This is a genomic window from Sphingomonas sanguinis, from assembly GCF_019297835.1.
In the GTDB taxonomy this organism is placed as follows: Bacteria; Pseudomonadota; Alphaproteobacteria; order Sphingomonadales; family Sphingomonadaceae; genus Sphingomonas; species Sphingomonas sanguinis_D.
This window is the reverse complement of record NZ_CP079203.1, coordinates 2,239,796-2,262,076: the sequence shown is the minus strand read 5'-3', so window position 1 is coordinate 2,262,076 and position 22,281 is coordinate 2,239,796. Positions and strand designations below refer to the sequence as shown.

25 protein-coding genes are annotated in these 22,281 nt (G+C 67.0%); 11 read left to right on the top strand and 14 right to left on the bottom strand.

Annotation, left to right across the window (positions count from 1 at the left end; all coding sequences use genetic code 11):
• Window positions 1–15 precede the first annotated feature (15 nt).
• From KV697_RS10455 to KV697_RS10435, 5 genes are all read right to left on the bottom strand, one after another.
• Window positions 16–672: an SdpI family protein gene (locus tag KV697_RS10455; RefSeq protein WP_219018126.1), complete on the bottom strand. Its 657-nt coding sequence runs from the start codon at window positions 670–672 to the stop codon at window positions 16–18.
• Window positions 654–950 carry a metalloregulator ArsR/SmtB family transcription factor gene (locus tag KV697_RS10450; RefSeq protein ID WP_219018125.1) on the bottom strand — a complete coding sequence of 99 codons (297 nt, stop codon included), beginning with the start codon at window positions 948–950 and terminating at the stop codon, window positions 654–656. The genes KV697_RS10455 and KV697_RS10450 overlap by 19 nt, the downstream gene beginning before the upstream one ends.
• 156 nt (window positions 951–1,106) lie before the next feature.
• Complete coding sequence (locus tag KV697_RS10445) at window positions 1,107–2,582, bottom strand: phytoene desaturase (RefSeq protein ID WP_219018124.1); 1,476 nt, start codon at window positions 2,580–2,582, stop codon at window positions 1,107–1,109.
• Window positions 2,579–3,751: a lycopene beta-cyclase CrtY gene (gene crtY / locus KV697_RS10440; RefSeq protein WP_219018123.1), complete on the bottom strand. Its 1,173-nt coding sequence runs from the start codon at window positions 3,749–3,751 to the stop codon at window positions 2,579–2,581. The genes KV697_RS10445 and crtY overlap by 4 nt, the downstream gene beginning before the upstream one ends.
• Window positions 3,752–3,799: 48 nt before the next feature.
• A complete protein-coding gene (locus tag KV697_RS10435; protein WP_219018122.1) occupies window positions 3,800–4,825 on the bottom strand; it encodes a YncE family protein in 1,026 nt (341 codons plus the stop codon).
• Window positions 4,826–4,985: 160 nt separating this feature from the next.
• Here KV697_RS10435 and KV697_RS10430 point away from each other — a divergent pair, with 160 nt between their 5' ends.
• The 3 genes from KV697_RS10430 (at window position 4,986) to KV697_RS10420 (ending at window position 6,656) form a co-directional block, all read left to right on the top strand.
• Window positions 4,986–5,417 (top strand): TIGR01244 family sulfur transferase, encoded by a 432-nt coding sequence (locus KV697_RS10430; RefSeq protein WP_042485259.1) that lies wholly within the window; start codon window positions 4,986–4,988, stop codon window positions 5,415–5,417.
• Window positions 5,414–5,818: a hypothetical protein gene (locus tag KV697_RS10425; RefSeq protein WP_219018121.1), complete on the top strand. Its 405-nt coding sequence runs from the start codon at window positions 5,414–5,416 to the stop codon at window positions 5,816–5,818. Before KV697_RS10430 ends, KV697_RS10425 begins: the two co-directional genes overlap by 4 nt.
• A 79-nt stretch (window positions 5,819–5,897) precedes the next feature.
• Window positions 5,898–6,656 (top strand): sulfite exporter TauE/SafE family protein, encoded by a 759-nt coding sequence (locus tag KV697_RS10420; protein ID WP_257575251.1) that lies wholly within the window; start codon window positions 5,898–5,900, stop codon window positions 6,654–6,656.
• A gap of 13 nt (window positions 6,657–6,669) precedes the next feature.
• Here KV697_RS10420 and KV697_RS10415 read toward each other — a convergent pair whose 3' ends face one another.
• The 5 genes from KV697_RS10415 to KV697_RS10395 all read right to left on the bottom strand — a co-directional run bounded on the left by KV697_RS10415 (window position 6,670) and on the right by KV697_RS10395 (window position 9,805).
• Complete coding sequence (locus KV697_RS10415; RefSeq protein WP_219018119.1) at window positions 6,670–7,104, bottom strand: hypothetical protein; 435 nt, start codon at window positions 7,102–7,104, stop codon at window positions 6,670–6,672.
• Window positions 7,105–7,232: 128 nt separating this feature from the next.
• On the bottom strand, window positions 7,233–7,676 hold the full coding sequence (locus KV697_RS10410; RefSeq protein WP_219018118.1) for a hypothetical protein: 444 nt from the start codon (window positions 7,674–7,676) through the stop codon (window positions 7,233–7,235).
• 299 nt (window positions 7,677–7,975) lie between these two features.
• On the bottom strand, window positions 7,976–8,509 hold the full coding sequence (locus KV697_RS10405) for a DUF3617 domain-containing protein (RefSeq protein WP_219018117.1): 534 nt from the start codon (window positions 8,507–8,509) through the stop codon (window positions 7,976–7,978).
• Between the two features lie 97 nt (window positions 8,510–8,606).
• Window positions 8,607–9,080 (bottom strand): hypothetical protein, encoded by a 474-nt coding sequence (locus KV697_RS10400; protein ID WP_219018116.1) that lies wholly within the window; start codon window positions 9,078–9,080, stop codon window positions 8,607–8,609.
• A 101-nt stretch (window positions 9,081–9,181) separates the two neighbouring features.
• Window positions 9,182–9,805, bottom strand: coding sequence for a flavin reductase family protein (locus KV697_RS10395; protein WP_219018115.1), 624 nt, complete (start codon window positions 9,803–9,805; stop codon window positions 9,182–9,184).
• Between the two features lie 25 nt (window positions 9,806–9,830).
• Here KV697_RS10395 and KV697_RS10390 point away from each other — a divergent pair, with 25 nt between their 5' ends.
• From KV697_RS10390 to KV697_RS10380, 3 genes are read left to right on the top strand one after another with little or no spacing between them, the layout of a single operon-like run.
• Window positions 9,831–10,568 (top strand): cytochrome b/b6 domain-containing protein, encoded by a 738-nt coding sequence (locus KV697_RS10390; RefSeq protein WP_219018114.1) that lies wholly within the window; start codon window positions 9,831–9,833, stop codon window positions 10,566–10,568.
• Window positions 10,565–11,308, top strand: a complete 744-nt coding sequence (locus KV697_RS10385) for a molybdopterin-dependent oxidoreductase (protein ID WP_219018113.1) — start codon at window positions 10,565–10,567, stop codon at window positions 11,306–11,308. Before KV697_RS10390 ends, KV697_RS10385 begins: the two co-directional genes overlap by 4 nt.
• A gap of 18 nt (window positions 11,309–11,326) precedes the next feature.
• Entirely contained in the window at window positions 11,327–12,553 is a 1,227-nt protein-coding gene (locus KV697_RS10380) for an SAM-dependent methyltransferase (RefSeq protein WP_219018112.1), read from the top strand.
• 10 nt (window positions 12,554–12,563) lie between these two features.
• On the opposite strand, the gene recF is transcribed toward KV697_RS10380, so the two are convergent.
• From recF to KV697_RS10365, 3 genes are all read right to left on the bottom strand, one after another.
• Window positions 12,564–13,607: a DNA replication/repair protein RecF gene (gene recF / locus KV697_RS10375; protein ID WP_219021349.1), complete on the bottom strand. Its 1,044-nt coding sequence runs from the start codon at window positions 13,605–13,607 to the stop codon at window positions 12,564–12,566.
• 153 nt (window positions 13,608–13,760) lie between these two features.
• Window positions 13,761–14,876 carry a DNA polymerase III subunit beta gene (dnaN, locus tag KV697_RS10370; protein ID WP_056435738.1) on the bottom strand — a complete coding sequence of 372 codons (1,116 nt, stop codon included), beginning with the start codon at window positions 14,874–14,876 and terminating at the stop codon, window positions 13,761–13,763.
• Window positions 14,877–15,027: 151 nt separating this feature from the next.
• Window positions 15,028–15,636: an outer membrane protein gene (locus KV697_RS10365; RefSeq protein ID WP_257575250.1), complete on the bottom strand. Its 609-nt coding sequence runs from the start codon at window positions 15,634–15,636 to the stop codon at window positions 15,028–15,030.
• 145 nt (window positions 15,637–15,781) lie between these two features.
• Here KV697_RS10365 and KV697_RS10360 point away from each other — a divergent pair, with 145 nt between their 5' ends.
• The 3 genes from KV697_RS10360 (at window position 15,782) to rlmN (ending at window position 18,275) form a co-directional block, all read left to right on the top strand.
• Window positions 15,782–16,438 carry a histidine phosphatase family protein gene (locus tag KV697_RS10360; RefSeq protein WP_219018111.1) on the top strand — a complete coding sequence of 219 codons (657 nt, stop codon included), beginning with the start codon at window positions 15,782–15,784 and terminating at the stop codon, window positions 16,436–16,438.
• The gene (locus KV697_RS10355; RefSeq protein WP_219018110.1) at window positions 16,435–16,899 is read left to right on the top strand and encodes a hypothetical protein; all 465 of its coding nucleotides are present in this window, start codon (window positions 16,435–16,437) and stop codon (window positions 16,897–16,899) included. The genes KV697_RS10360 and KV697_RS10355 overlap by 4 nt, the downstream gene beginning before the upstream one ends.
• 167 nt (window positions 16,900–17,066) lie before the next feature.
• The gene (rlmN, locus tag KV697_RS10350; RefSeq protein ID WP_042485348.1) at window positions 17,067–18,275 is read left to right on the top strand and encodes a 23S rRNA (adenine(2503)-C(2))-methyltransferase RlmN; all 1,209 of its coding nucleotides are present in this window, start codon (window positions 17,067–17,069) and stop codon (window positions 18,273–18,275) included.
• 41 nt (window positions 18,276–18,316) lie between these two features.
• On the opposite strand, the gene KV697_RS10345 is transcribed toward rlmN, so the two are convergent.
• Entirely contained in the window at window positions 18,317–18,703 is a 387-nt protein-coding gene (locus tag KV697_RS10345) for a hypothetical protein (RefSeq protein WP_219018109.1), read from the bottom strand.
• A gap of 208 nt (window positions 18,704–18,911) precedes the next feature.
• Between KV697_RS10345 and gyrB the strand changes: the two genes are divergently transcribed.
• Both gyrB and KV697_RS10335 read left to right on the top strand, forming a co-directional pair.
• On the top strand, window positions 18,912–21,404 hold the full coding sequence (gene gyrB / locus KV697_RS10340; RefSeq protein ID WP_219018108.1) for a DNA topoisomerase (ATP-hydrolyzing) subunit B: 2,493 nt from the start codon (window positions 18,912–18,914) through the stop codon (window positions 21,402–21,404).
• A 122-nt stretch (window positions 21,405–21,526) separates the two neighbouring features.
• Complete coding sequence (locus tag KV697_RS10335) at window positions 21,527–22,276, top strand: class I SAM-dependent methyltransferase (protein ID WP_219018107.1); 750 nt, start codon at window positions 21,527–21,529, stop codon at window positions 22,274–22,276.
• Window positions 22,277–22,281: the final 5 nt, after the last annotated feature.

Here is a 22,281-nt window from a genome sequence, read left to right as displayed (position 1 = left end):
CCTTGAAACCAGAGATCAGCGCGAGCGCGTCACCCGCCAGCGGAAGTAGGAAAAGGCCACCGGCGTCAGGGCGGCGGACAGGAGGGCGGTCGTTACGATCCCGCCGCGCTGCTCGGCGCTCATCGGCAGCAGCGCGACGATGACGATCCCCAGCCCCGTGCCTGCGAACAGCCAGCCGCCGAAGCGGTGCGTGGCGATCCAATTGTCGGTGTCCATGATCGCCCATGGCGTGCGGATGCCGACGAAGAAACCCGGCCGCGACTTGGGCAGGGTGTTGCCGATCGCGATCAGGAAAAAGCCCAGCCCGACCAGCATCAGGCTGCCCGGGGGCGTCCAGCCGAAGGCGGGGCCGGCGACCATCGCCTCGACCCCGACGAACAGCGCCAATATCCCCGCCCAGGCGGCACGGAATAGCGGTGCGCTGCCTTCCAGATTCGTCTGGAGCGGCTCGATCCTGGGCAGCGCCGCCATCATCGCGGACACCGCCACGGTCATCACGACCGGCAGGAACAGCGCATAGCCCGCCTCGGCGAAACCGTCCGCCTGACCCGCCGCATTCCAGTGCGTCGGCAGCATCGTGCCCGGCGGCAACCGGGTAAGGGCGATGGCGGACACCAGGGCCATACCGCTCGCCACCATGGCGGATGCGACGATCAGCGGACGGATCGACATGACGGTGCCTCCTTCTCCTCACCGACGCCGAGACGGGACATGAACCCCATCACCACCTGCTCCAGCATCGACAGGTTCAGCGTGTAGAAAATGGTGGTGCCCTGCGGCTCGGCCTGGATCAGCCCGGCGGCTTTCAGCTTGGCGAAATGCGCGGACATGGTGGGACGCGACACGTCGAAAGCGTCGGCGATAGAGCCCGCCGACATGCCGCCGTTGCGCAGCATCTCTAGGATGCGGCGACGTGTGGGGTGGGCGAGGGCTTCGAACACCGGGTCCATGCGCACTGTTTAGCATGGAAGCTAATTAGCGAGAAGGCTAAATTTATCGGCCGTTCGGCTTGAGCGAAGTCGAATGCCAAGCGACAACTTGGCCTCGCGTCCCATGGCGTGGCCTTCGACTTCGCTCAGGCTGAACGGGGGGTGGGGCTATAAGCCTTACTTCCGCTCCAGCATCAGTGCGGCGGTCGCCTTGGCGCTGCCGACCACGCCTGGAATGCCCGCGCCCGGATGCGTGCCCGCGCCGACGAAATACAGGTTCGGAATCGAATCGTCGCGGTTGTGGACCCGGAAATAGGCGCTCTGGGTCAGGATCGGCTCCAGCGAGAAGGCCGAACCCATATGCGCGTTAAGGTCGGTCGCGAAGTCGGCCGGGGCGTAGTGGAACTTGGTCACGATCCGCTCATGGATATCGGGGATCAGGCGACGGCCCACCTCGTCCAAGATGCGCTTTTCCAGGATCGGCCCGACCTCGTCCCAGTTCATCGGGAACTTGCCCATGTGCGGCACCGGGGCCAGCGCATAGAAGGTCGAGTGGCCTTCGGGCGCGAGGCTGGGATCGGTGACGGTCGGGTGGTGGAGATAGAGCGAGAAATCCTCCGACAGCACGCCGGTGTCGTAGATATCGGTCAGCAGGCCCTTATAGCGCGGGCCGAACAGGATCATGTGGTGCGGGATGCCCGGCCAGGCGCCCTTGATGCCGAAATGGACGACGAACAGCGACGGCGAGTAGCGCTTGCGCTCCAGCCGGTTGACCGTGCGCCGCGCCGAGCGGTTGTCGGACAGCAGGTCGCGGTAGCTGTGCATGATGTCGGCATTGGTCGCGACGGCATCGGCCGGGATGGTCAGGCCGCTCTTGGTCACGACGCCGGTCGCGCGGTCGCCCAGCGTCTCGATCCGCGTGACGGGATCGCCGAGGCGGATGACGCCGCCGATCCGCTCGAACTGCGCGACCATGCCCGCGACGAGGCGGTTGGTGCCACCGCGCGCGAACCAGACGCCGCCGTCGCGCTCCAGCTTGTGGATCAGCGCATAGATGGCGCTGGTCGTCATCGGATTGCCGCCGACGAGCAGCGTGTGGAAGGACAAGGCCTCGCGCAGCTTCTCCGACTTCACGAACTTCGACACCATGGCATAGACCGAGTTCCACGCCTGGTATTTCGCCAGCGCAGGTGCGGCCTTCACCATCGAAGCGAAGTCGAGAAACGCGACATGGCCGAGCTTCTCATAGCCTTCGCGGTACACCCCCTCGGCATAGTCGAGGAACTTGCCGTATCCGGCGATATCGTCGGGGTTCAGTTTGGCGATTTCCGAGCGAAGCTGGGTGTCGTCGTTGCTGTAATCGAAATTGGTGCCGTCGACCCAGTTGAGCCGGTAGAAGGGGCTGACCGGATCGAGCTTTACATCCTCCGACATCGACCGGCCGGTCAGCGCCCACAGCTCCTCCAGACAGGCCGGATCGGTGATGACCGTCGGACCGGCGTCGAAGGTGAAGCCGTCGCGCTCCCAGTAATAGGCGCGGCCGCCCGGCTTGTCGCGCGCCTCGACGATGGTCGTCTGCACGCCCGCCGATTGCAGGCGGATGGCCAGCGCTAGCCCGCCGAAGCCCGATCCGATGACGACCGCGCTCTTCATGCCCGGCCCCCGGACTGGCCTCTCAGGGCCGCGATGGCGCGCAGGATCGGCACCGGCGGCCGTCCGGTCAAAACTCGTGCCTTGTCGGCCATGGTCGATTGCCCCGCATAGAAGCGCCCGATCAGGTCGGGCGGAAGTCGATAGAAACGCTCGAGAACGCGGTATCGCTCATCCGGCTCGGCGGCCTTGAACAACATCGTGTCGAGCATACGGTAAAAGCCGCGCGCGTCCCAGGCGTCGCGCGCCATGCGATAGGTCGCGTCGTGCAGGTCGGCGCCCGCAAAATCGCGCCGCTCGGCCAGCATCGCCGCCATGCGGATCGCATCGGGCAGCGAATAGCCGGTGGTCGGATGGAACAGCCCGGCGCGCATCCCGGCCTTGGGCGTCTTGGCCCCGCCGCTGCGCCAATAGCCGTCGAAATCACCGCCCATCGCGACCGGCAGCACGCCCGCCTCCTCGCGCACCACCTCGGCCCCCACCCAGTCGCGGCTGTCGGCGTAACGCTCGATCCGCTGGACGATGGCGCGGCGGTTCAGCTCGGCGGAGGTGGAGTAATAAGTGTCCTCGACGAAGATCCGGTCCTCGGCGAAGGGCAGGGTATAGACGAAGCGATAGCCGTCGAGCTGCTTGACGGTGGCGTCCATCACCACCGGCCGCTCGACTCCGTGCGGGCGGGCGAGCTTCAACTCCTGCCCGACGAATTTCTGCCAGCCGCAGGACAGCGAGGACAGGTCGCCCGCGCCGCGCGCATCGATCACGCCCGTTGCCTCCACCCGGTCGCCATCGGCGAAGACGGCGGCGGTGGCCGAGACCGCCAGCACCTTGCGCCCCAGCACCAGGGCGTGCGGCGGCAGGACCCGGCGCACCTCGGCGTCGAGGCGGTGGCTCTCGATCGAATAATAGGTCTGGTTCAGGGTGCGCGAATGCGCCGGGAAGGCGACATCGTAACCGCGCCAGCCATGCGCGACGAGCCGCTCGACGATCCAGCGGTCGCGCTTGGCCACGTCGCTGCCGAAAAAGGACCAGAGGTGGTTGCCGCCGATCGTCTCGCCCGCATCGACCAGCCGGACGTCGAGCGAGGGGTGGCGGGCTTTCAGCGCGAGCGCGATCAGCCCACCGGCCAGGCCTGCGCCAATGATCGCAACATCACAGGAGATTTTGGCAGCCATCGCGCTACCGCTACCGGAAAGCGGGGCCAAGGCAAAGGGTCGGTGCCATTACAGAAGGACGGCGGTGTCGGGCGCGTCGCCGGTCGCGAAGCCGCCGGTGATTGTCCACGCCGCCAGATCGACGATGGCGATCCGGTTATTCTCCAGCGCGGCGTACAGGATCGATCCTCCGGCGGGCAGGTTCAACCCCGGCGCGGCGGCGGGGAGCTTCAGGCGCGCTTCCTCGGCCAGGGTGGCGGGGGAATGGCGGGTCAGGCTCTTGTCGGCGGTGTTCGACACGATCAACCGGCCGTCCGCCTGCACGACCACCCGCACCGCCTCGCCGCGCAGGGTGGTGCGGGCACGCGGGCGCAGAGTCACCGCGTCGAGTGCGTGGAGCACCCCCGCCGGGCGGTCGATGACATAGAGCGTCCGCTCGTCGGGGCTGAGCGCCAGGCCCTCGGGCGCCTGGCCGATATGCTGCTTGACCGGCGCGAAGCTGGCATCGTCGGGGTCGACCATGATGACGGTGCCGCTCATCGTGTCGGCGACATAGGCGCGGCTGCCATCGGCCTTCACCACGAAATAATGGCTGCGCGCGCCGCCGACCGGGATCATCCGGTCGGGGCTGTCGGCACTGGCCGGCGTGTCGAAGCGGGCGAGCAGGCTGTCGGTCTCGGACAGGGCATAGAGGCGGCCCTTCGCGTCCATCCGCATCCCGTGCCAGCGGCGGTGCGGCGACAGGTCGATGGCGCGCGCCAGCTTGCGCCCCTCCAGGTCGATCACCCAAAGCTGATGCCCGCCCTCGCCGCCATACTGCCAGCCCTTCACGCCGTACCAGCCGACATAGGCGAAGCGGCCGCCCGCATCGGCGACCATCTCGTGCGGCTGCGTGCCCAGCGGCACCTGGCCCAGCCGCTCGCCATCGGGCACGCGGTAGAAGACGACGCCGCCGGTGCCCTTTTCGACGACCGCCAGCACGCCGCGCTGCGGAGCCGCCGCCTGCGCCCGGCGCGCCCAGGCGAGGGGAAGGGCGGAGGCCACGCCCAGGGCGGCCAGGCTCCACAGGCCCTGACGGCGATCGATCAGCGGCATGGGGACGGCTCCTGGAACAACGGGGGGACGACAGCCAGACGTGGCGCGGGGCCGTATGTTCCGCCGCGCGGCGGAGCCGATACGAAACTGATGCGTCTTTTCCGACAAAGCAGGCCCGCCACCGGTTGCGGTGAAACGGCCCATTGAATAGGTGAACCGCATGATCCGCCCCATCAACGAAAGCGTCGCCGTCGCTCCCCAGATCCGGCCCGAGGACGTCGCCGCGATCAAGGCGGCGGGCTATGCCGCCATCGTCAACAACCGTCCCGATGGCGAGGAGCCCGGCCAGCCGACCGGCGACTCGATTCGTGCCGCGGCCGAGGATCAGGGACTGGCCTATACCGCCATCCCCGTGACGCCCGGCGGGTTCAGCCACGAGATGGTCGACCAGATGACCCAGGCGCTGGTCGAGGCCAAGGGGCCGGTGCTGGCCTATTGCCGGTCGGGCACGCGCAGCTGCAATCTGTGGGCGCTGGCGGCGGCCAAGGCTGGGCGCAACCCGACCCTGATCGTGATGCAGGCCGAAGGAGCGGGCTATGACCTGTCCGGCCTGCGCCCGACGCTGGACGCGCTGGCGGGCAACGCCGGATGATCCTGCCGCTCGTCGGTACGGTGACGACCGGGGCGCTGGCCGGGCTGGGCGCGGGCGTGGTGCTGGGCGGGGCGGGCATCGCCTGGCTGTCCACCCGCCGCCGCGATCGCCGGGTCGGTTCGCCCGAGGATGTCGCCGCTGCGGCCGAGGCGGCGCTGGCGGGTTTTACCGTGGCGGGCGCCGTGGTCGGTGCCGATGGACAGGGCGCGCTGGCGGTGGCGACCGACGGCCGGGTCGCGGCACTGAAACTGCAGGGCCGCCGGATCGCGGTGCGCGAAATTCCCTGGACGCGGGTGCGTTCGACCGCCGAGGGTATCGTCGCGGAGGTCGATGGACGCTTCGGGCCGGTGATGCTGGCCGGGGTGGACGTGCTCGACATCCGGCGACTGGCGCCGCGTTGACGGGGGGCATGCCCCTCCACCATGCTTCGCATGGTCCCGCACGGCGCAGCCGGGTGGTGGAGGGGCATGCCCCCCGATGATGGACTGGACCTTTCTCGCACTGGCCGCTGCCGGGGGTTTTGTCGGGGGCGCGATGAATGCGCTGGCGGGCGGTGGCAGTTTTGCGACCATGCCGACGCTGATCGCGCTGGGCCTGCCCTCGACCGTCGCCAACGCCACCTCCAATGTCGCGCTCCAGCCCGCCGCGATGGCGAGTGTCTGGGCCTATCGTCATGGGCTGGAGCCGGTGATGGGCGTGTCGATGCGGCGGATGGCGGCGCTGACCTTCGTCTTCGCGCTGCTGGGCAGCGTCCTGCTGTTCCTGACGCCGCCGCGCGCCTTCGACCTGATCGTGCCCTGGCTGCTGCTGACCGCGACCATCGCCATTGCGGGCGGGCGCCACGCCTCGGACTGGCTGGCGCGGATCGCCCGGCCGGGTCCGCGTGCACTGATGGCCGCACAGGCGGTGCTGGGTGTCTATGGCGGCTATTTCGGCGGGGGCATCGGCATGATGCTGACCGCCGCCTGGGGGCTGCTCTCGGGGCGGAACCCGGCACAGCTCGCCGCGCCGCGCACGCTGATGCTGGCGACCGCCAATGCGGCGGCAACGCTGGTCTTCGTGGCGACGGGCATGGTCGCCTGGGCGCAGTGCCTGCCGATGCTGGCGGGCGGTATCGCCGGTGGCTGGAGCGGTGCGCTGATCGGGCGCAGGCTGCCCGCCGGATTGATCCGGGGCTGGACGCTGCTGCTGACGACGGTAACGACGGCGGTGTTCTTCTATCGGGGTTATGCCGGCTGACGGAAGCCCGGCATCAGGCTGCGGCTGCGGCCCGGTGTTCGATTTCGGCCAGCATGTCGCGCAGGCCTTCTTCTTCCTGGTGGAGCCGCTGCGTGATCTCATGGCGGAAGGATGCGGCCTCCCGGCGATAGCCCTCCCAATTGGCGGCGATGGCCTCTGCGGGCCAGCGGGCGAGAAAGGCCGATATGGTCTTGCCGAAAGCGGGCCAAGAGCCGCGGAGCGCGAGCAAGGCGGCACCGCCGCTGGTTCCGGCATGGCGTTCGGCCAGCGGCATGACCTGTTCGATCAGGAACTGCATCCGCCTCCGACCGATCTTCGCGAGTTGCCATCGGCCATGGGCCAGCGCGCGATGGTCGGGCTGCGCAGCCTCGCAGAGCACTCGCTGCTGCTCCATCGCCGCGATCGACACGGCGACATGGTTCTGAAATTCGGCCAGTATGACAGGCACTTCCGATGATGCATCGTCGCATAGGGGAAAGTCGTTGCCATTCCGTAACCCTTTCGGCGCGGTCGGCGTGGAGCGGGGCGGGGCGGCGCGGCGCCCGGAAGCAGCCCACCTTGCCTGACGCCAACCGGCTATGTCCGGCAGGCGATGACTGTAAGGGTGACGGTCTCAGCTTCCAGTTCGGCCGCCAGCGCACGGATCGCAAATTCCTCCTTGCGAAGCCAACGCGCGATTTCGGGGCGCAGTTCGACGACGCCACGGCGATAACCGTCCCAGTCGCCGATGATCGTGTCGATCGGCCAGCGCGACACGAATTCGGATATGTATCGGCGATACACACGCATATCCGCCTGCACCGCAGGCCAGGCCGCGCCACCTGGCGTGTGTGCCAGCCTTTCGGCGATGGCGTCGGCCGTGCGGATCATCCAGGCCGCACGACGGCGGCTGGCATTGGACAACAGCCAGCGGTTTCGGCTGAGGGCGACCGGATCGGGTCTGGGTGCATGGCACAGGGTTCGATGCTCGTGCATGAAGCGCACCAGCGTCTCGCGCATTTCGAGCCATTCGAGCAGCATTCGGGGGAGCCTTCGACATAGTCGGGATCGCGTATTGGCCCGAGGTACCCGAATGGCACCGGACCGGCAGCAGGCACGCAATTCAAAGAATCAGTGGCGGACTGGCCCCCCGACCGTTCCGCATCGTCATCGCACGATCGGAAAAGGTCCGAACGCAACGAATATGGCTGTCATGCTAATCGGTCATCAAATGCTTCCCCTTCGGAAGCCCTTGTGACGGACCAATCTAAATCAAGGTTTAACGGGGTGGTGAGAATGCGCTGCCGGGCCGGGGTGTCGCCCCCCGACCCGGCCGTGGATCACTTCGCGTCGTCGCAGGCGCCGATACGGCGGCCCTCGGTATGGACCTTCTGCGACATCGGATGCGCGCCGGCCATCTCCATCTCCTGATCGGTGGCGAAGCTGGTCGCGGTGAAGCTGCCCTTGGTCTTGCTGTGCATGGTCATGTCGCCGGGCATCTTGCAGGTCAGTTCGCTCTCCACCTTGCCGCCCTCGAAGGTCGAGCTCTTGACGGTGCAGTCGGACTGGGCCTGTTTCAGCAGTTCGGCGGGGCCCTTGGCGGCCTGTTCGGCGGTCAGGCAGATGCTGTTGGTCTGGGCGGGCGGGGTCGAGGTGACGCCCTTGGGCATGTTCGCCATCTTCAGGTCGCTCACCTGCGTCTTCACTTCCCATTTGCCAGGTTCCAGCTTGGCGACGGCGGAGCCCGATCCCGTCTGGGTTTCCGTCACCTCGCCGGTCGCGGCGTTGCTGGTCACGGTGGTCGAGCCGGTCTTCTGGTCGCACGCGGCGAGCGGCAGGGCGCCGATCAGGATGAGCGGGACGAACAATTTCATGGGAAACCCTCCTTTGTTGGCGGGCGGTTATCAGTCGCTGCCGTTCCGCCTGTGGTGCACCAACACATGGATCAGCTGCGGGTTTCCATTCGCGACATCAGGGCGTGGCAGGGGGCGCCGGCAGGGCAGGGGCCTGGGTTGAATGGGGAAGGACGCCGCCCGGCAACCATTCGACCTCGCTGATCAACATGCGCAGATGGCGTTCCTCGGCGAAATGCCGCTTGTCGGCATCGCGGCGATAGGCCTCGGCCGCCAGGACATATCCACCCAGATCGGCCATCACCGCCTCCATCGGCCAGCGGGCAACGAAGGCTGACAGGAACTGGCCATAGGCGGGCGTCTCATTTCGAAGCGTCAGCAGTCCGGCGGCGGCCTTCAGATGGCCATGGCGTTCGGCCAACGGAAAGACCGTGGCGGCCAGGAAGGACAGGCGTTTGCGGCTGGCCTGTGCGATCTGCCACCGAACATGGCGCAAGGTCCGATAGTCGGTCTGCGCGGCGTCGCACAGGTTGCGATGGTCATCCAGCCAGCGGACAAGCGTGGCGTGATGGTCCCGAAGCTCGGTTAACATGACGGGCCTTTTCCAAATATCGGCCCGATCATGACAGCGGGGGGTTACAAAGCCGTAACCGTTTGCGGCAATCCTTTGTCGCCCCCAGTTCCAGATGCCGGTCAGGCGTCCGGCCGCCGCATCTCGAATCGTGCGGCCTCCGTCACCTCGAAATAATCGACCGGGCCGCCGCCGCGCAGGATCGGGCGGGCGCGCGCGGTCTGGTAGATGCCGTTTTCGATCAGGTCGGCGGCGATATGGATGCCGACCGCCTCGCCGATGACCAGCCATTGGTCGAGTTCGCGCCCCTCCTTCGTTTCCAGCCGGATCAGCTGGGTCAGGCGACATTCGAACGACACGGGGCTGTCGGCGACGCGCGGGGCCGAGACCAGTCGCCCGTCTTCGGCCCGCACGCCCGCCAGCGCGAACTCGTCCACCTCAGCCGCTACGGTCGCCGCGCTGGCGTTCATCGCCTCGGCCAGCGTCATGGTGGCGAGGTTCCAGGTGAACTCCTTCGTCTCGGCGATGTTGGCGACCGAGTCCTTCCACCCCTGCGACGAAAAGCCGATCAGCGGCGGGCGGTAGTTGAAGACGTTGAAAAAGCTGTAGGGTGCCAGATTGTTGACGCCCGCGCTCGACCGGCTGCCGATCCAGCCGATCGGGCGCGGGGCGATGATCGCGTTCAAGGGATCATGCGCCAGCCCATGACCGTTGACGGGTTCGTAGAAATGCCAGTTGTCGATCATGGATGGTCACCGAAAGGGAATGTGGATGGAAGCCGGAACGCCGACCGAGCCGGAAAGAGCCGGAAATGCTATCCCCGGAACCGTCATTCGTCGCCACGGATGGGTGACGCGCATCTGGCACTGGGTCAATGCGGTCGCGGTGCTGATCCTGCTGGGATCGGGGCTGGGCATCTCCAACGCGCATCCCCGGCTCTATTGGGGGCAGTATGGCGCCAATTTCGATCACGCCTGGGCCAGCCTGCCGCATTTCCCCGCCTGGCTGACCATTCCGGCGCGCTATAATCTGGCGATCTCGCGGCGCTGGCATCTGTTCTTCGCGCTGGTGCTGGGCTTCGGGTTGCTCGCCTATATGATCGGCGGGCTCGTCACGCGGCATTTCCAGCGCGACCTGCGTATCCGGGGGCGCGAGCTGCGGCCCGGTGCCGTCTGGGCGGATTTCCGGCGGCATCTGGCCTTCCGCTTTCATGACGCGCGCGATCCGCGGGCGTATAATCTGTTCCAGAAGCTGAGCTATGTGGGCGTGGTGTTCGTCGCACTGCCGCTCGCCATCCTGACCGGGATCGCGCTGTCGCCCGGCATGAACGCCGCCTGGCCCTGGGTGCTGGACCTGCTAGGCGGGCGGCAATCGGCGCGCTCGATCCACTTCATCACCGCGACGTTGCTGGCGCTGTTCATCATCGTCCATCTGGTGCTGGTCATCCTGGCCGGGCCGCTCAACGAAGTGCGGTCGATGATAACCGGCCGCTGGAGGGTGCCCGAATGATTCGGCGTCGTACGATCCTGACCGGCGGGGCCGGGCTGCTCCTGGCGGGTTGCGACAAGGTCATCCAGCAACCGACCGCGCGCAAGATCCTGTTCGCGGGCGAGGATATGCAGAAAGGGCTGCAACGCGCGCTGATGGACCGGGGCGCGCTCGCCCCCGAATATCGCCGCGACCAGATGTCGCCGATCTTCCGTACCAACGGCACGCGCAATCCGGGCACGCCCGAATATGCCGCGCTGGCCGCCAACCGGTTTCAGGACTGGCGGCTGACCGTCGGCGGACTGGTGGCGAAGCCCTTGTCGCTGTCGCTGCGCCAGATAGGCCAATTTCCCGCCCGCCGCCAGATCACCCGCCACGACTGCGTCGAGGGGTGGAGCGCGATCGGCGAGTGGATGGGGCCGATGCTCGGGAATATCCTGAAGGCCGCCGACATCAGCACCCGCGCCCGCTATGTCGTTTTCACCTGTGCCGACCTGTACGGGGGGCAGCCCTATTACGAATCACTCGACCTGATCGACGCCTTCCATCCCCAGACGATCCTGGCCTGGGGCATGAACGGGCGGATGCTCGACATCGGCCATGGTGCGCCCTTGCGGCTGCGGGTCGAGCGGCAGCTGGGCTACAAACACGCCAAATATCTGATGCGGATCGATGCTGTGCAAAGTCTCGATAACATAGGTTTGGGCAAGGGCGGATACTGGGAAGATCACGTCGATTATGACTGGTATGCGGGAATTTAAGGCACTAGGCGGTGCCATATGGCGCTGATCGATCTCTTTCTGTCGCGCGCGGTCCGCAAGGGCCGCCTGTCCCTCACCCATCATGATGGAAAGGTCCGCGAGTTCGGCTTGCCCGAACCCGGTTATCCCGATGTCGCGATCCGCTTCACCGACTCGTCGGTCGCCGGGCAAATCGTGCGCAACCCCGCGCTGGCGGCGGGCGAATCCTTCATGGATGGTCGTCTGGTCGTCGAGAAGGGCGATGTCCGCGACCTCGTCGAGTTGCTGACCGCCAATGACAAATGGGAAGCGGGCCGGGCGAACCTGAACCCCTCGCGGCTGGTCCGGGCAGCGGGCGCGATCAAGCATCGCATCGACCGGATCAATATGGAGCGCCGGTCGAAGAAGAACGTCGCCCATCACTACGACCTGTCGGGTACGCTGTACGAACTCTTCCTCGACACCGACAAGCAATATAGCTGCGCGTACTTCACCGATCCGAAGAACGATCTGGAGCGGGCGCAACGCGACAAGAAGGCGCATATCGCCGCCAAGCTGGCGATCGAGCCGGGGATGAGGGTCCTCGACATCGGTTGCGGCTGGGGTGGCATGGCGCTCTACCTGCACCAGAAATGCGGCGCCGAAGTGCTGGGCGTCACCCTGTCCGAGGAACAGCTGAAGGTCGCCCGCGCGCGTGCCGAGGCGCTGGGCGTGTCAGACAAGGTGAAGTTCGAGCTGATCGACTATCGCCGGGTGGAAGGGCAGTTCGACCGCATCGTCTCGGTCGGCATGTTCGAGCATGTCGGCCCGCCGCAATACCGGACCTTCTTCCGCAAGTGCCGCGACCTGCTGACCGAGGACGGCGTGATGCTGCTCCACACCATCGGGCGGCTGAACGGGCCGGGCGTCACCGACGACTGGACGACCAAATATATCTTCCCCGGCGGCTATAATCCGGCCTTGTCCGAGATCGTCCGCGCGCAGGAGGGGCTGCGCATGTTCCTGACCGATGTAGAGGTGCTGCGCTGCCATTATGGCTGGACGCTCGACATCTGGTACGACCGGACCGTGGCCGCGAAGGACCGCATCGTCGAGCTGTATGACGAGCGTTTCTATCGCATGTGGCTCTTCTATCTGGCGGGTGCGGGCGCGGCGTTTCGCAATGGCGGGCTGTGCAACTACCAGGTGCAGCTGACGCGCGGGCGGCTCTCGGTCCCGGTGACGCGGGATTACATGTTCGAGGGTGAGCGCGCGCTCCGGGACTGAGGGTTCTGGATCAGAAGGCGATTCGCGTCGCCTCGCCGGGCACATCGGTAAACAGCGCAGGCTCGGTCCCGGTCATCCACACCTGGCCCCGCCCCGCCAGCCGCTCGAACAGCGCGGCCCGGCGCGAGGGGTCGAGATGCGCGGCCACTTCGTCGAGCAGCAGCACCGGCGGCACTCCGCGCCGCTCGGTCACCAGGTCTGCATGGGCAAGCACGATGCCCAGCAGCAGCGCCTTCTGCTCGCCGGTCGAACACAGCGCCGCCGCCTGATCCTTGGCGACATGCGTCACCGACAGGTCGGCGCGGTGCGGCCCCACCAGCGTCCGCCCCGCCGCCGCGTCACGCCGCCGCCCCATCGCCAGCGCATGGGCGAAGGTCGCCGGATCGACCGCTTCCCCTTCGAGGGCGAGCGCGGCGCGGGCGAACACGCTGTCGGGCGCCTCGGCCAGCCGCTGGTCGAGCGCCGCCACCGTCGCGACCCGCGCGGCATCGACCGCCGCGCCGTGTTCGACCATCCGCGCCTCCAGCGCGCTCAGCCAGTCGGGATCGACCGGACCGTCGCTGGCGAGCAGCCGGTTGCGCTCGCGCATCGCCGCGTCATAGCGGGTCGCGTGCATCCCGTGCGCCGGGGCCAGCGCCAGCACCAGCCGGTCGAGAAACCGCCGCCGCTCGGACGCCGGCTCGACGAACAGCCGGTCCATCGCCGGGGTCAGCCACAGGACGGACAGCCAATCGGCCAGCGCATTGGCGCTCGTGGCCGCCCCCTGCACCCTGACGACCCGCCTTTCGGGCGCGGAGGCCAGCGCGCCGGTTGCGATCTCGACATCGCCGTCGAGCGTCGCCGCGACGCCGAACCCGCCCTTGCCGCCCTGTCGCGCCATCGCCGACAGCGCGGCGCGGCGCAGCCCTCGGCCGGGCGCGAGCAGCGACACCGCCTCCAGCACATTGGTTTTCCCCGCGCCATTCTCCCCGGTCAGCACGACGAACCCCGCGGCCGGTGACAGCGCGAGGTCGGCATGATTGCGGAAATCGGTAAGGACCAGGCGGGTGAGCATCATGTCCGCCTTAAACGATCCTCCCCAGCATGGGGAGGTGGCAGGCCGAAGGCCTGACGGAGGGGGGCTTCCACATAGGACGTCCCCGGTGGCGATCCCCCTCCACCACCCTGCGGGTGGTCCCCCTCCCCGCGAGCGGGGAGGATTTGAGTTTTACACCCGCATCGGCATCAGCACGTAGAGCGCGGGCGCCTTGTCATTCTCGCGGATCAGGGTCGGTGCGGCGGCGTCGGCCAGGTGAACCTCGACCAGGTCGCTGTCGATCTGCGCCAGGATGTCAAGCAGATAGCGGCTGTTGAAGCCGATCTCGAAACCCAGCGAGGTATACTCACCCGGCACCTCTTCCGATGCGGTGCCGTTTTCGGGGCTGGTCACCGACAGGGTGATCCGGTCGCGGTCCAGCGCCATCTTCACCGCGCGGGTCTTTTCGGTCGCGATAGTGGACACGCGGTCGACGCCCTGCATGAACGCCTTGGGGTCCAGCTTCAGGATCTTGTCGTTCGCGGTCGGGATGACGCGGCTGTAATCGGGGAAGGTGCCGTCGATCAGCTTCGAGGTCAGGATCGCCTGGCCCAGGTCGAAGCGGATCTTGGTGCCCGACAGTGACACGCCGACCGAGCCGTCCACCTCGTCGAGCAGCTTGCGCAGCTCGCCGACGCACTTACGCGGCACGATCACGTCGGGCATCCCCTCGGCGCCGTTGGGACGCTCGATGGTGACGCGGGCCAGACGGTGGCCGTCGGTCGCGGCGGCCTTCAGCACCGGTGCGCCGTTATCCTCGGCGACGTGCAGGAAGATGCCGTTCAGATAATAGCGCGTCTCTTCGGTCGAGATGGCAAAGCGCGTCTTGTCGATGATCTGCTTGAGCAGTTCCACCGGCAGCTCGAACTGGGTCGGCAGCTCGCCCTCGGCGATGACGGGGAAGTCGTCGCGCGGCAGCGTGCCGAGCGAGAAGCGGGCGCGGCCCGCCACGATGGTCATGCGACCCTCGGCGGCAGTCAGCTGGACCTGTGCGCCCTCGGGCAGCTTGCGCGCGATGTCGAACAGCGTGTGGGCCGACACGGTGGTCGATCCCGGCTGGTCGACGGCGGCGGCGACGCTGTCGTTGATCTGCAGGTCCAGGTCGGTCGCCATCATGCGCAACTGGCCCTCGGCCGTGGCTTCCAGCAGCACGTTGGAGAGGATCGGAATCGTGTTCCGCCGCTCCACCACCGACTGGACATGGCTCAACCCCTTGAGCAGCGTTGCGCGTTCGATCGTCGCCTTCATTTCCTGATCCCCCGCCGGAACGACCGCATGGTCCCCGAGTCCGAATGATAAATGGCCTTGGTTCCTACCCGCTAAGAAGGGGCCGGAGCAAGGCTCCGACCCCTGTTACATTGGGAGTAAAACCACCGTTAATGTGGAAAAGAATCCCAGATCAGAAGCGCAGGCCCAGACCCGCCATCAGCTGGTGACGGTTCGGGTTAATGCCGACGCCGTCCAGCTCGTCATAATGCGAATAGCGATATTCGCCCTTTACGAAGGTGTTGGGGCTGATCGCATATTCCAGACCGGCACCCAGGCGATAGCCGCCGACTTCCTGGTCGTTGGACGTGGTGACGCCCGCCGTCGTGTAGCGCGCATCGAACTTGGCGTTGGTGTAGCCGGCCTTCAGATAGCCCATCGCGACCGGCGAGATGATGTAGCCGACGCGCGCACCGGCATAGAGGTCGCGGCCCGCGCCGAGGCGGAACTGGTCGCCGGGCACGCGGATGCCGTTGCTGCGCGTGTCCGAGCTGCTGCCCGAGATTTCACCCTCGGCGCCCAGCACCACCGGGCCTGCGGGAATGTCGTAACCGATCGCGGCGCCATAGAGCACGCCGTCGCTCGAACTCTTGTCCTGACCCTGACGATCGTTGAGGCTGTCATAGCCGATCAGACCCTCGACGCGGAAACCGGTGAAGGGCTGCGCGGTCTGCGCGGCGGCGGGGGCCGCAGCGGCGATGGCTGCCGAGGTCGCCAGGGCGGCGAGCATGAGCTTACGCATACACTATACTCCATTACTGTACCGGCCGCCGTTACATTCGGCGGTCGCAGCACCAATGGCGCGAAAGCCCGCGCGTTGCATGAACCTCAGCTAAACAGGAAAAAGCGTTGCATAGACGCAACAGCCGCGACAGGGATGGTGGATCATGACCAGTCGCCCCGTCCCGCCTGCCCGCCCGTCAGTCCGCAGGGGCCGCGACTATATCGCCCGGCATGGCGAGACGGTGTTCAACCGGATCGGGCGTATCCAAGGCGACCGGGTCGACCTGCACACGCCGTTGACCCGGCAGGGATTCGCCCAGGCGGAGGCACTGGGGGAGGTGCTCCACGAGCGACTGGGCACGGCGCCCGCGCTGACGCTCTGGTCCTCGCCGACCGGCCGGGCGCTTCAGACGCTGGCGGTGATCGCCGAGCATCTGGCGCTCGCCTGGCACGACACGCGTCAGGACATCCGGCTGATCGAGCTGGGCTTCGGCAGCTGGAGCGGACAGGACTCCGCCGCGCTGGCCGCGATCCATGGTTCCATCGTCCACCCGCATGGCATGGCGGTGGGTGCGCCCGATGGCGAGCGCTATGCGGCGATGGCGGCGCGGCTATCGGCGTGGATGGCGGATACCGCCGAGCATGACGGCGACCGGCTGATCCTGATGCACGGCCTGTCGAGTCGGGTGCTGCGCGGATTGCTGCTGGGCCTGCCCGACGATTCGCACTGCGGCGTGCCGGTCGCCGAGCGCCTGCCGCAAGGCTCGATCGTGATGATCGAGGGCGGTGTCGAAACGGTGATCCACCGGGCTGGCCCATGAAGCGGCTGGCATTGTGCCTCGCACTGGTCGCGGCGCCGGTTCTCGCACGCGAGACGATCGGCATCTACAAGGGCTGGGGCGCGTTTCGCGATCCCGATCGCTGCTACGCCATCGCCAAGCCGGTGCTGACGAACGGGCGGGTCGGCGGATTCGCCAGCGTCGGCACCTGGCCCGCCAAGCGGCTGCGCGAATCCTTCCATGCGCATCTGAGCCTCCCGCGAGACCGCGCGGCCGCCGTCACGCTGGCGATCGGAGAGCGGCGCTTCCCGCTGGTCGGCACTACTCAGGACGTCTGGGCGCCCGACGCCGCGACCGACCACGCGCTGGTCATGGCGATGCGCTCGGGCCGCAGCATGAGCCTCTCCGCCGTCGACCCGCGCCACCGGCCCTTCGCCGACACCTATGCGCTGGCGGGTGCGGCGGCCGCGATCGATGCCGCGACCGTGGCGTGTGTGGGGTGACCTAATTCCTCCCCGGCACGGGGAGGGGGACCATGCGCAGCATGGTGGAGGGGGATCACCGCACGGGATGCCCTGTGTGGAAGCCCCCCTCCGTCAGCACTCCGCGCTGCCACCTCCCCTTGCAGGGGAGGATGGAAATCCCCCCGATTTTGCGCTATGGCCGCGCGATGCAGACAGTTTCGGCCGCCCTCATGCCCATTCCGGGGCACATCGATCCCGTGCCCGTGCCGCGCGGCGTACAACCGCGTCCTGATGGGCGCGTCGACCTGATCGGCCTGACCAAGGACCAGCTGCGCGAGGCGTTGCTCTCGGGCGGTATGGAGCTGAAACAGGCCAAGCTGCGCTCCAAGCAAATCTGGCACTGGCTCTACAATCGCGGCGCGACCCGCTTCGCCGACATGACCGACATCGCCAAGGCGCAGCATCCCTGGCTGGAGGAACGCTTCGTCATCGGTCGTCCCGAGGTGGTCGAGGCGCAGGTGTCGAACGACGGCACCCGCAAGTGGCTGCTGCGCTCGGCCGATGGGCAGGATTACGAGATGGTGTTCATCCCCGACGCCGATCGGGGAACCTTGTGCGTGTCGAGCCAGGTCGGCTGCACGCTGAATTGCCGCTTCTGCCATACCGGCACGATGCGGCTGGTGCGCAACCTGACGGCGGGCGAGATCGTCGGGCAGGTCATGCTGGCGCGCGACTCGCTTGGCGAATGGCCCAGCCAGCCCGAGGGGCGGATGCTGACCAACATCGTCATGATGGGCATGGGCGAGCCGCTCTATAATTTCGATGCGGTGCGCGATGCGCTGAAGCTGGTGATGGACGGTGACGGGCTGGCGCTGTCGAAGCGCCGCATCACCCTGTCGACCAGCGGCGTGGTGCCGATGATGGCGCGGGCGGGCGCAGAGATCGGCGTGAACCTGGCCGTGTCGCTCCATGCCGTGACCAAGGACGTGCGCGACGAGCTGGTGCCGCTGAACAAGAAATACGGCATCGAAGAGCTGCTGCAGGCGTGCGCCGACTATCCGGGTGCGAACAACGCCCGGCGCATCACGTTCGAATATGTGATGCTGAAGGACAAGAACGACTCGGATGCCGATGCGCACGAGCTGGTCCGCCTGCTGCGCCATTACGACCTGCCCGCCAAGGTGAACCTGATTCCGTTCAACCCCTGGCCCGGTGCCGATTACGAATGTTCGACGCCGGAGCGCATCCGCCGCTTCTCCGACATCGTGTTCGAGGGCGGCATCTCCGCCCCCGTCCGCACCCCGCGCGGGCGCGACATCGATGCGGCGTGCGGCCAGCTCAAGACTGCCGCCGAGAAGAAGAGCCGCGCGCAGCTCGACCGCGAGGCGGAGGAGAAGTTCGCGGCCCTGGGGTAAGGCGACCCGCGCTGCGGCGTCGGAGGTGCCGGACCGGCGGCTCAGCGGCAGATCGCCGTCGCCACCATGTCGAGCGCCCGGTCATAGCTGGCGACCTCGCCCGCGCTGAGAAAGCCTTGTTTCGCCACGGCCCTGTTGGTGTCGCGTCGCACCAGTTCGACGCGCTGCCACAGCTTTTGCGCCTGGGGCTGGGACAGGCGGCGGGCCTTGCGGGCGTTGCTGATGTCCGCCTCCAGGATGTTGGCGCGCATCGATATATGCGCCTGGCGAATGTCGCGGATCGCTCCGCCGGTCTGGCCACGTACGCGGTGCTGCTGCGCCAGATCGCAGCTGGGATAATCGCGCCGGACCGAGGCCGATTGCGCCGATAGCTGCGTCGCGCCCAGCGTGAGAAGCGCGGTGGCCAGGATCAGGGATGAACTGTTCATACACACGTCTCCGGATCGAATGGACGCGCAGACATACGCGCCAGTCCCGCCAACGGCTCCCGTCCGCGTTCGTGAATTCGGCGTCAGCAAAGCCGATCGGCCAGCACGTTACAGCCGCGTATTCCCGGCGCTGCATCCTGTGCGTCGAAGCGGCGCTTTCCCTCCCATTTCGCTTTCCCTGAGGGCCTGTAATTCCTATATACTCGCTATGGCAGATACCCCCCAGACGAACGAATACGGCGCCTCTTCGATCAAGGTGCTGAAGGGCCTCGACGCGGTGCGCAAGCGGCCGGGCATGTATATCGGCGATACCGACGACGGCTCGGGCCTCCACCACATGGTGTTCGAGGTTTCGGACAACGCGATCGACGAGGCGCTGGCGGGGCATTGCGACCGCATCGACATTCAGCTGAACGCCGACGGCTCGGTCAGCGTCACCGACAATGGTCGCGGCATCCCGACCGGCATCCACCCCGAAGAGGGCGTGTCGGCGGCCGAGGTCATCATGACCCAGCTGCACGCAGGCGGTAAGTTCGAGAACACGTCGGACGACAACGCCTACAAGGTGTCGGGCGGTCTGCACGGCGTCGGCGTGTCGGTGGTGAACGCGCTGTCCGAATTCCTGGACCTGACCATCTGGCGCGACGGCGAGGAGCATTATATGCGCTTCGCCCATGGCGATGCGGTTGCGCCGCTCAAGGTCGTCGGCAAGGCGGAGCCGGGGCAGAAGGGCACCCGCGTCACCTTCCTGCCGTCGCCCGCCACCTTCAAGATCACCGAGTTCGACTTTGCGAAGCTCGAGCATCGCTATCGCGAGCTGGCTTTCCTGAACTCGGGCGTCCGACTGTTCCTGACCGATGCGCGGCATGAAGAGCCCAAGACGGTGGAACTCTATTACGAGGGCGGGATCGCCGCCTTCGTGAAGTGGCTGGACCGGTCCAAGTCGCCGCTCTTCCCCGAACCCATCGCCATCCATGGCCAGCGCGATGCGATCGGCATGGACGTCGCGCTGGAGTGGAATGACAGCTATTACGAGAACGTCCTGGCGTTCACCAACAACATCCCGCAGCGCGACGGCGGCACGCATATCGCGGCGTTCCGCGCGGCGCTGACCCGCACGCTCAACAATTATGCCGACAAGTCGGGCCTCCTGAAGAAGGAGAAGGTCACGCTGACCGGCGACGACATGCGCGAAGGCCTGACCGCGATCGTCTCGGTCAAGCTGCCCGATCCGAAGTTCAGCAGCCAGACCAAGGACAAGCTGGTCTCCTCCGAGGTGCGCCAGCCGCTGGAATCGCTGATCGCCGACAAGCTGGCCGACTGGCTGGAGGAAAATCCCGCGAACGCGCGTGCGATCATCGCCAAGGTGATCGACGCGGCGGCGGCGCGCGAGGCGGCCAAGCGCGCCCGCGAGCTGACCCGGCGCAAGGGCGTGATGGACATCGCCTCGCTGCCTGGCAAGCTGGCCGACTGCCAGGAGCGCGATCCCGCCAAGTCCGAACTCTTCCTGGTCGAGGGTGACTCGGCAGGGGGCTCGGCCAAGCAGGGACGCAACCGCCATTTCCAGGCGATCCTGCCTTTGCGCGGCAAGATCCTGAACACCGAGCGCGCGCGGTTCGACCGCATGATCTCGTCCAAGGAAATCGGCACGCTGATCCAGGCGATGGGCACCGGCATCGGCCGCGACGACTTCAACGCGGACAAGCTGCGGTACCACAAGATCGTCATCATGACCGACGCCGACGTCGACGGCGCGCATATCCGCACGCTGCTGCTGACCTTCTTCTATCGCCAGATGCCCGAACTGATCGAGCGCGGCCACCTCTACATCGCCCAGCCGCCGCTCTACAAAGCGACCAAGGGGCGGTCGGAAGTCTACCTCAAGGATGATACGGCCCTCGACGAATATCTGGTCGAGGCGGGCGTCTCCACGATGGTGCTGGAGGGCGCGGGCGGTGCGCGGTCCGGCAACGACCTGAAGACGCTGGTCGATCATGCGCGGCGGATGCGGACCCTGATGCGCTACGTGCCGCGCCGCTACGATGCCTCGATCATCGAGGTGCTAGCGCTGGCGGGTGCGCTCGACCCCGTGCTGACCCGCGAGCAGCGCATGGCGACGGTGGTCGAGACCACGCGCCGTCTGGAGTCGGGCGATCATGAGGCGCGCTGGTCGGCGCGTCTCACGGAAGATGGCGGCGTGCATTTCGAGCGGCTGTGGCGCGGCGTGACCGATCACCACATTGTCGAGGCCAGCTTCATCGCCTCGGCCGAAGCGCGCAAGCTGCATACGCTGGCCGCCGAACAGGCCGAGAGCTTCGCCCATGCCGCCAAGCTGGTGCCGCTGCGCAACGCCGCGACCGAGCCGTCGGCCGATGTCGTGCCGACCGATGAGGACGGCAACGCCACGACGCTGGCACGCGGCGAAACCCGCGTCGCGCGGCCGAGCCAGTTGCTGGAGGCGATCCTGACTTCGGGCCGCAAGGGGCTGGCGATCCAGCGCTACAAGGGTCTGGGCGAGATGAATGCCGAGCAGCTGTGGGAAACCACGCTCGATCCGGCGGTCCGCTCGATGCTGCGCGTGACCTCGGACGATGTCGCGGCGGCGGACGAGGTGTTCAGCCGTTTGATGGGCGAAGTCGTCGAGCCGCGTCGCGAGTTCATTCAGGACAACGCGCTGAACGTGGCGAATCTGGACGTGTAAGCCAAATTATCCCGCCCTCCGTTAGGGCTGAGCGAAGTCGAAGCCTAAGGGAATCCCGTGGCCTTCGACTTCGCTCAGGCTGAACGGGGCGGGGGACATATCGGTCAAAGGAGAGAGCAGGCATGAGGGCGATCGCACTGGGACTGATGCTGGCGGCGGGCACGACCGTCGCGGTGGCGCAGCAAAAGCCTGCCGCTCCGGCCAAGGTTCCGGCTTATATCACCGCCGCGCTGGCCGACCCCGCGCGCGCCGATCAGGCGGGGGACGACGAACGGCGACAGGCCGCCGCCGTCCTCGCCTTTTCCGGTGTGAAGCCTGGCGACACGGTGATCGATTATCTGCCGGGCAAGGGCTATTGGACCCGCATCTTCTCGGGCGTCGTCGGGCCGAAGGGCCATGTCTATGCCTATTGGCCCGCCGCCGGGCAGAAATATGCCGAGAAGTCGCTGGGTACGATCCTGGGCTGGAACCTGCCCAATGCGACCGCGCAGGTGCAGGCGGTGAACCTGCCCGCCTCGGACAAGCCGGTCGACCTGTTCTGGACCGTCCAAAACTATCACGACGTCGCCAACAATGCGGGCGAACCGGCGCTGCGGGCGTTCGACCAGGCGGTGTTCAAGCTGCTGAAGTCGGGCGGCACCTATGTCATCATCGATCACGCCGATACGGTGGGCAAGGGGCTGGCCAACACCAACACGACGCACCGGATCGACCCGGATGCCGTCAAGCGGCAGGTCCAGTCGGTCGGCTTCCGCTTCGTCGGCGAGAGCAAGGTGCTGGGCAATCCGGCGGACGATCATTCTAAGAATGTGTTCGATCCCGCCATTCGCGGGCGGACGGACCAGTTCGTGTTCAAGTTCCGTAAGCCGTGAGGTCG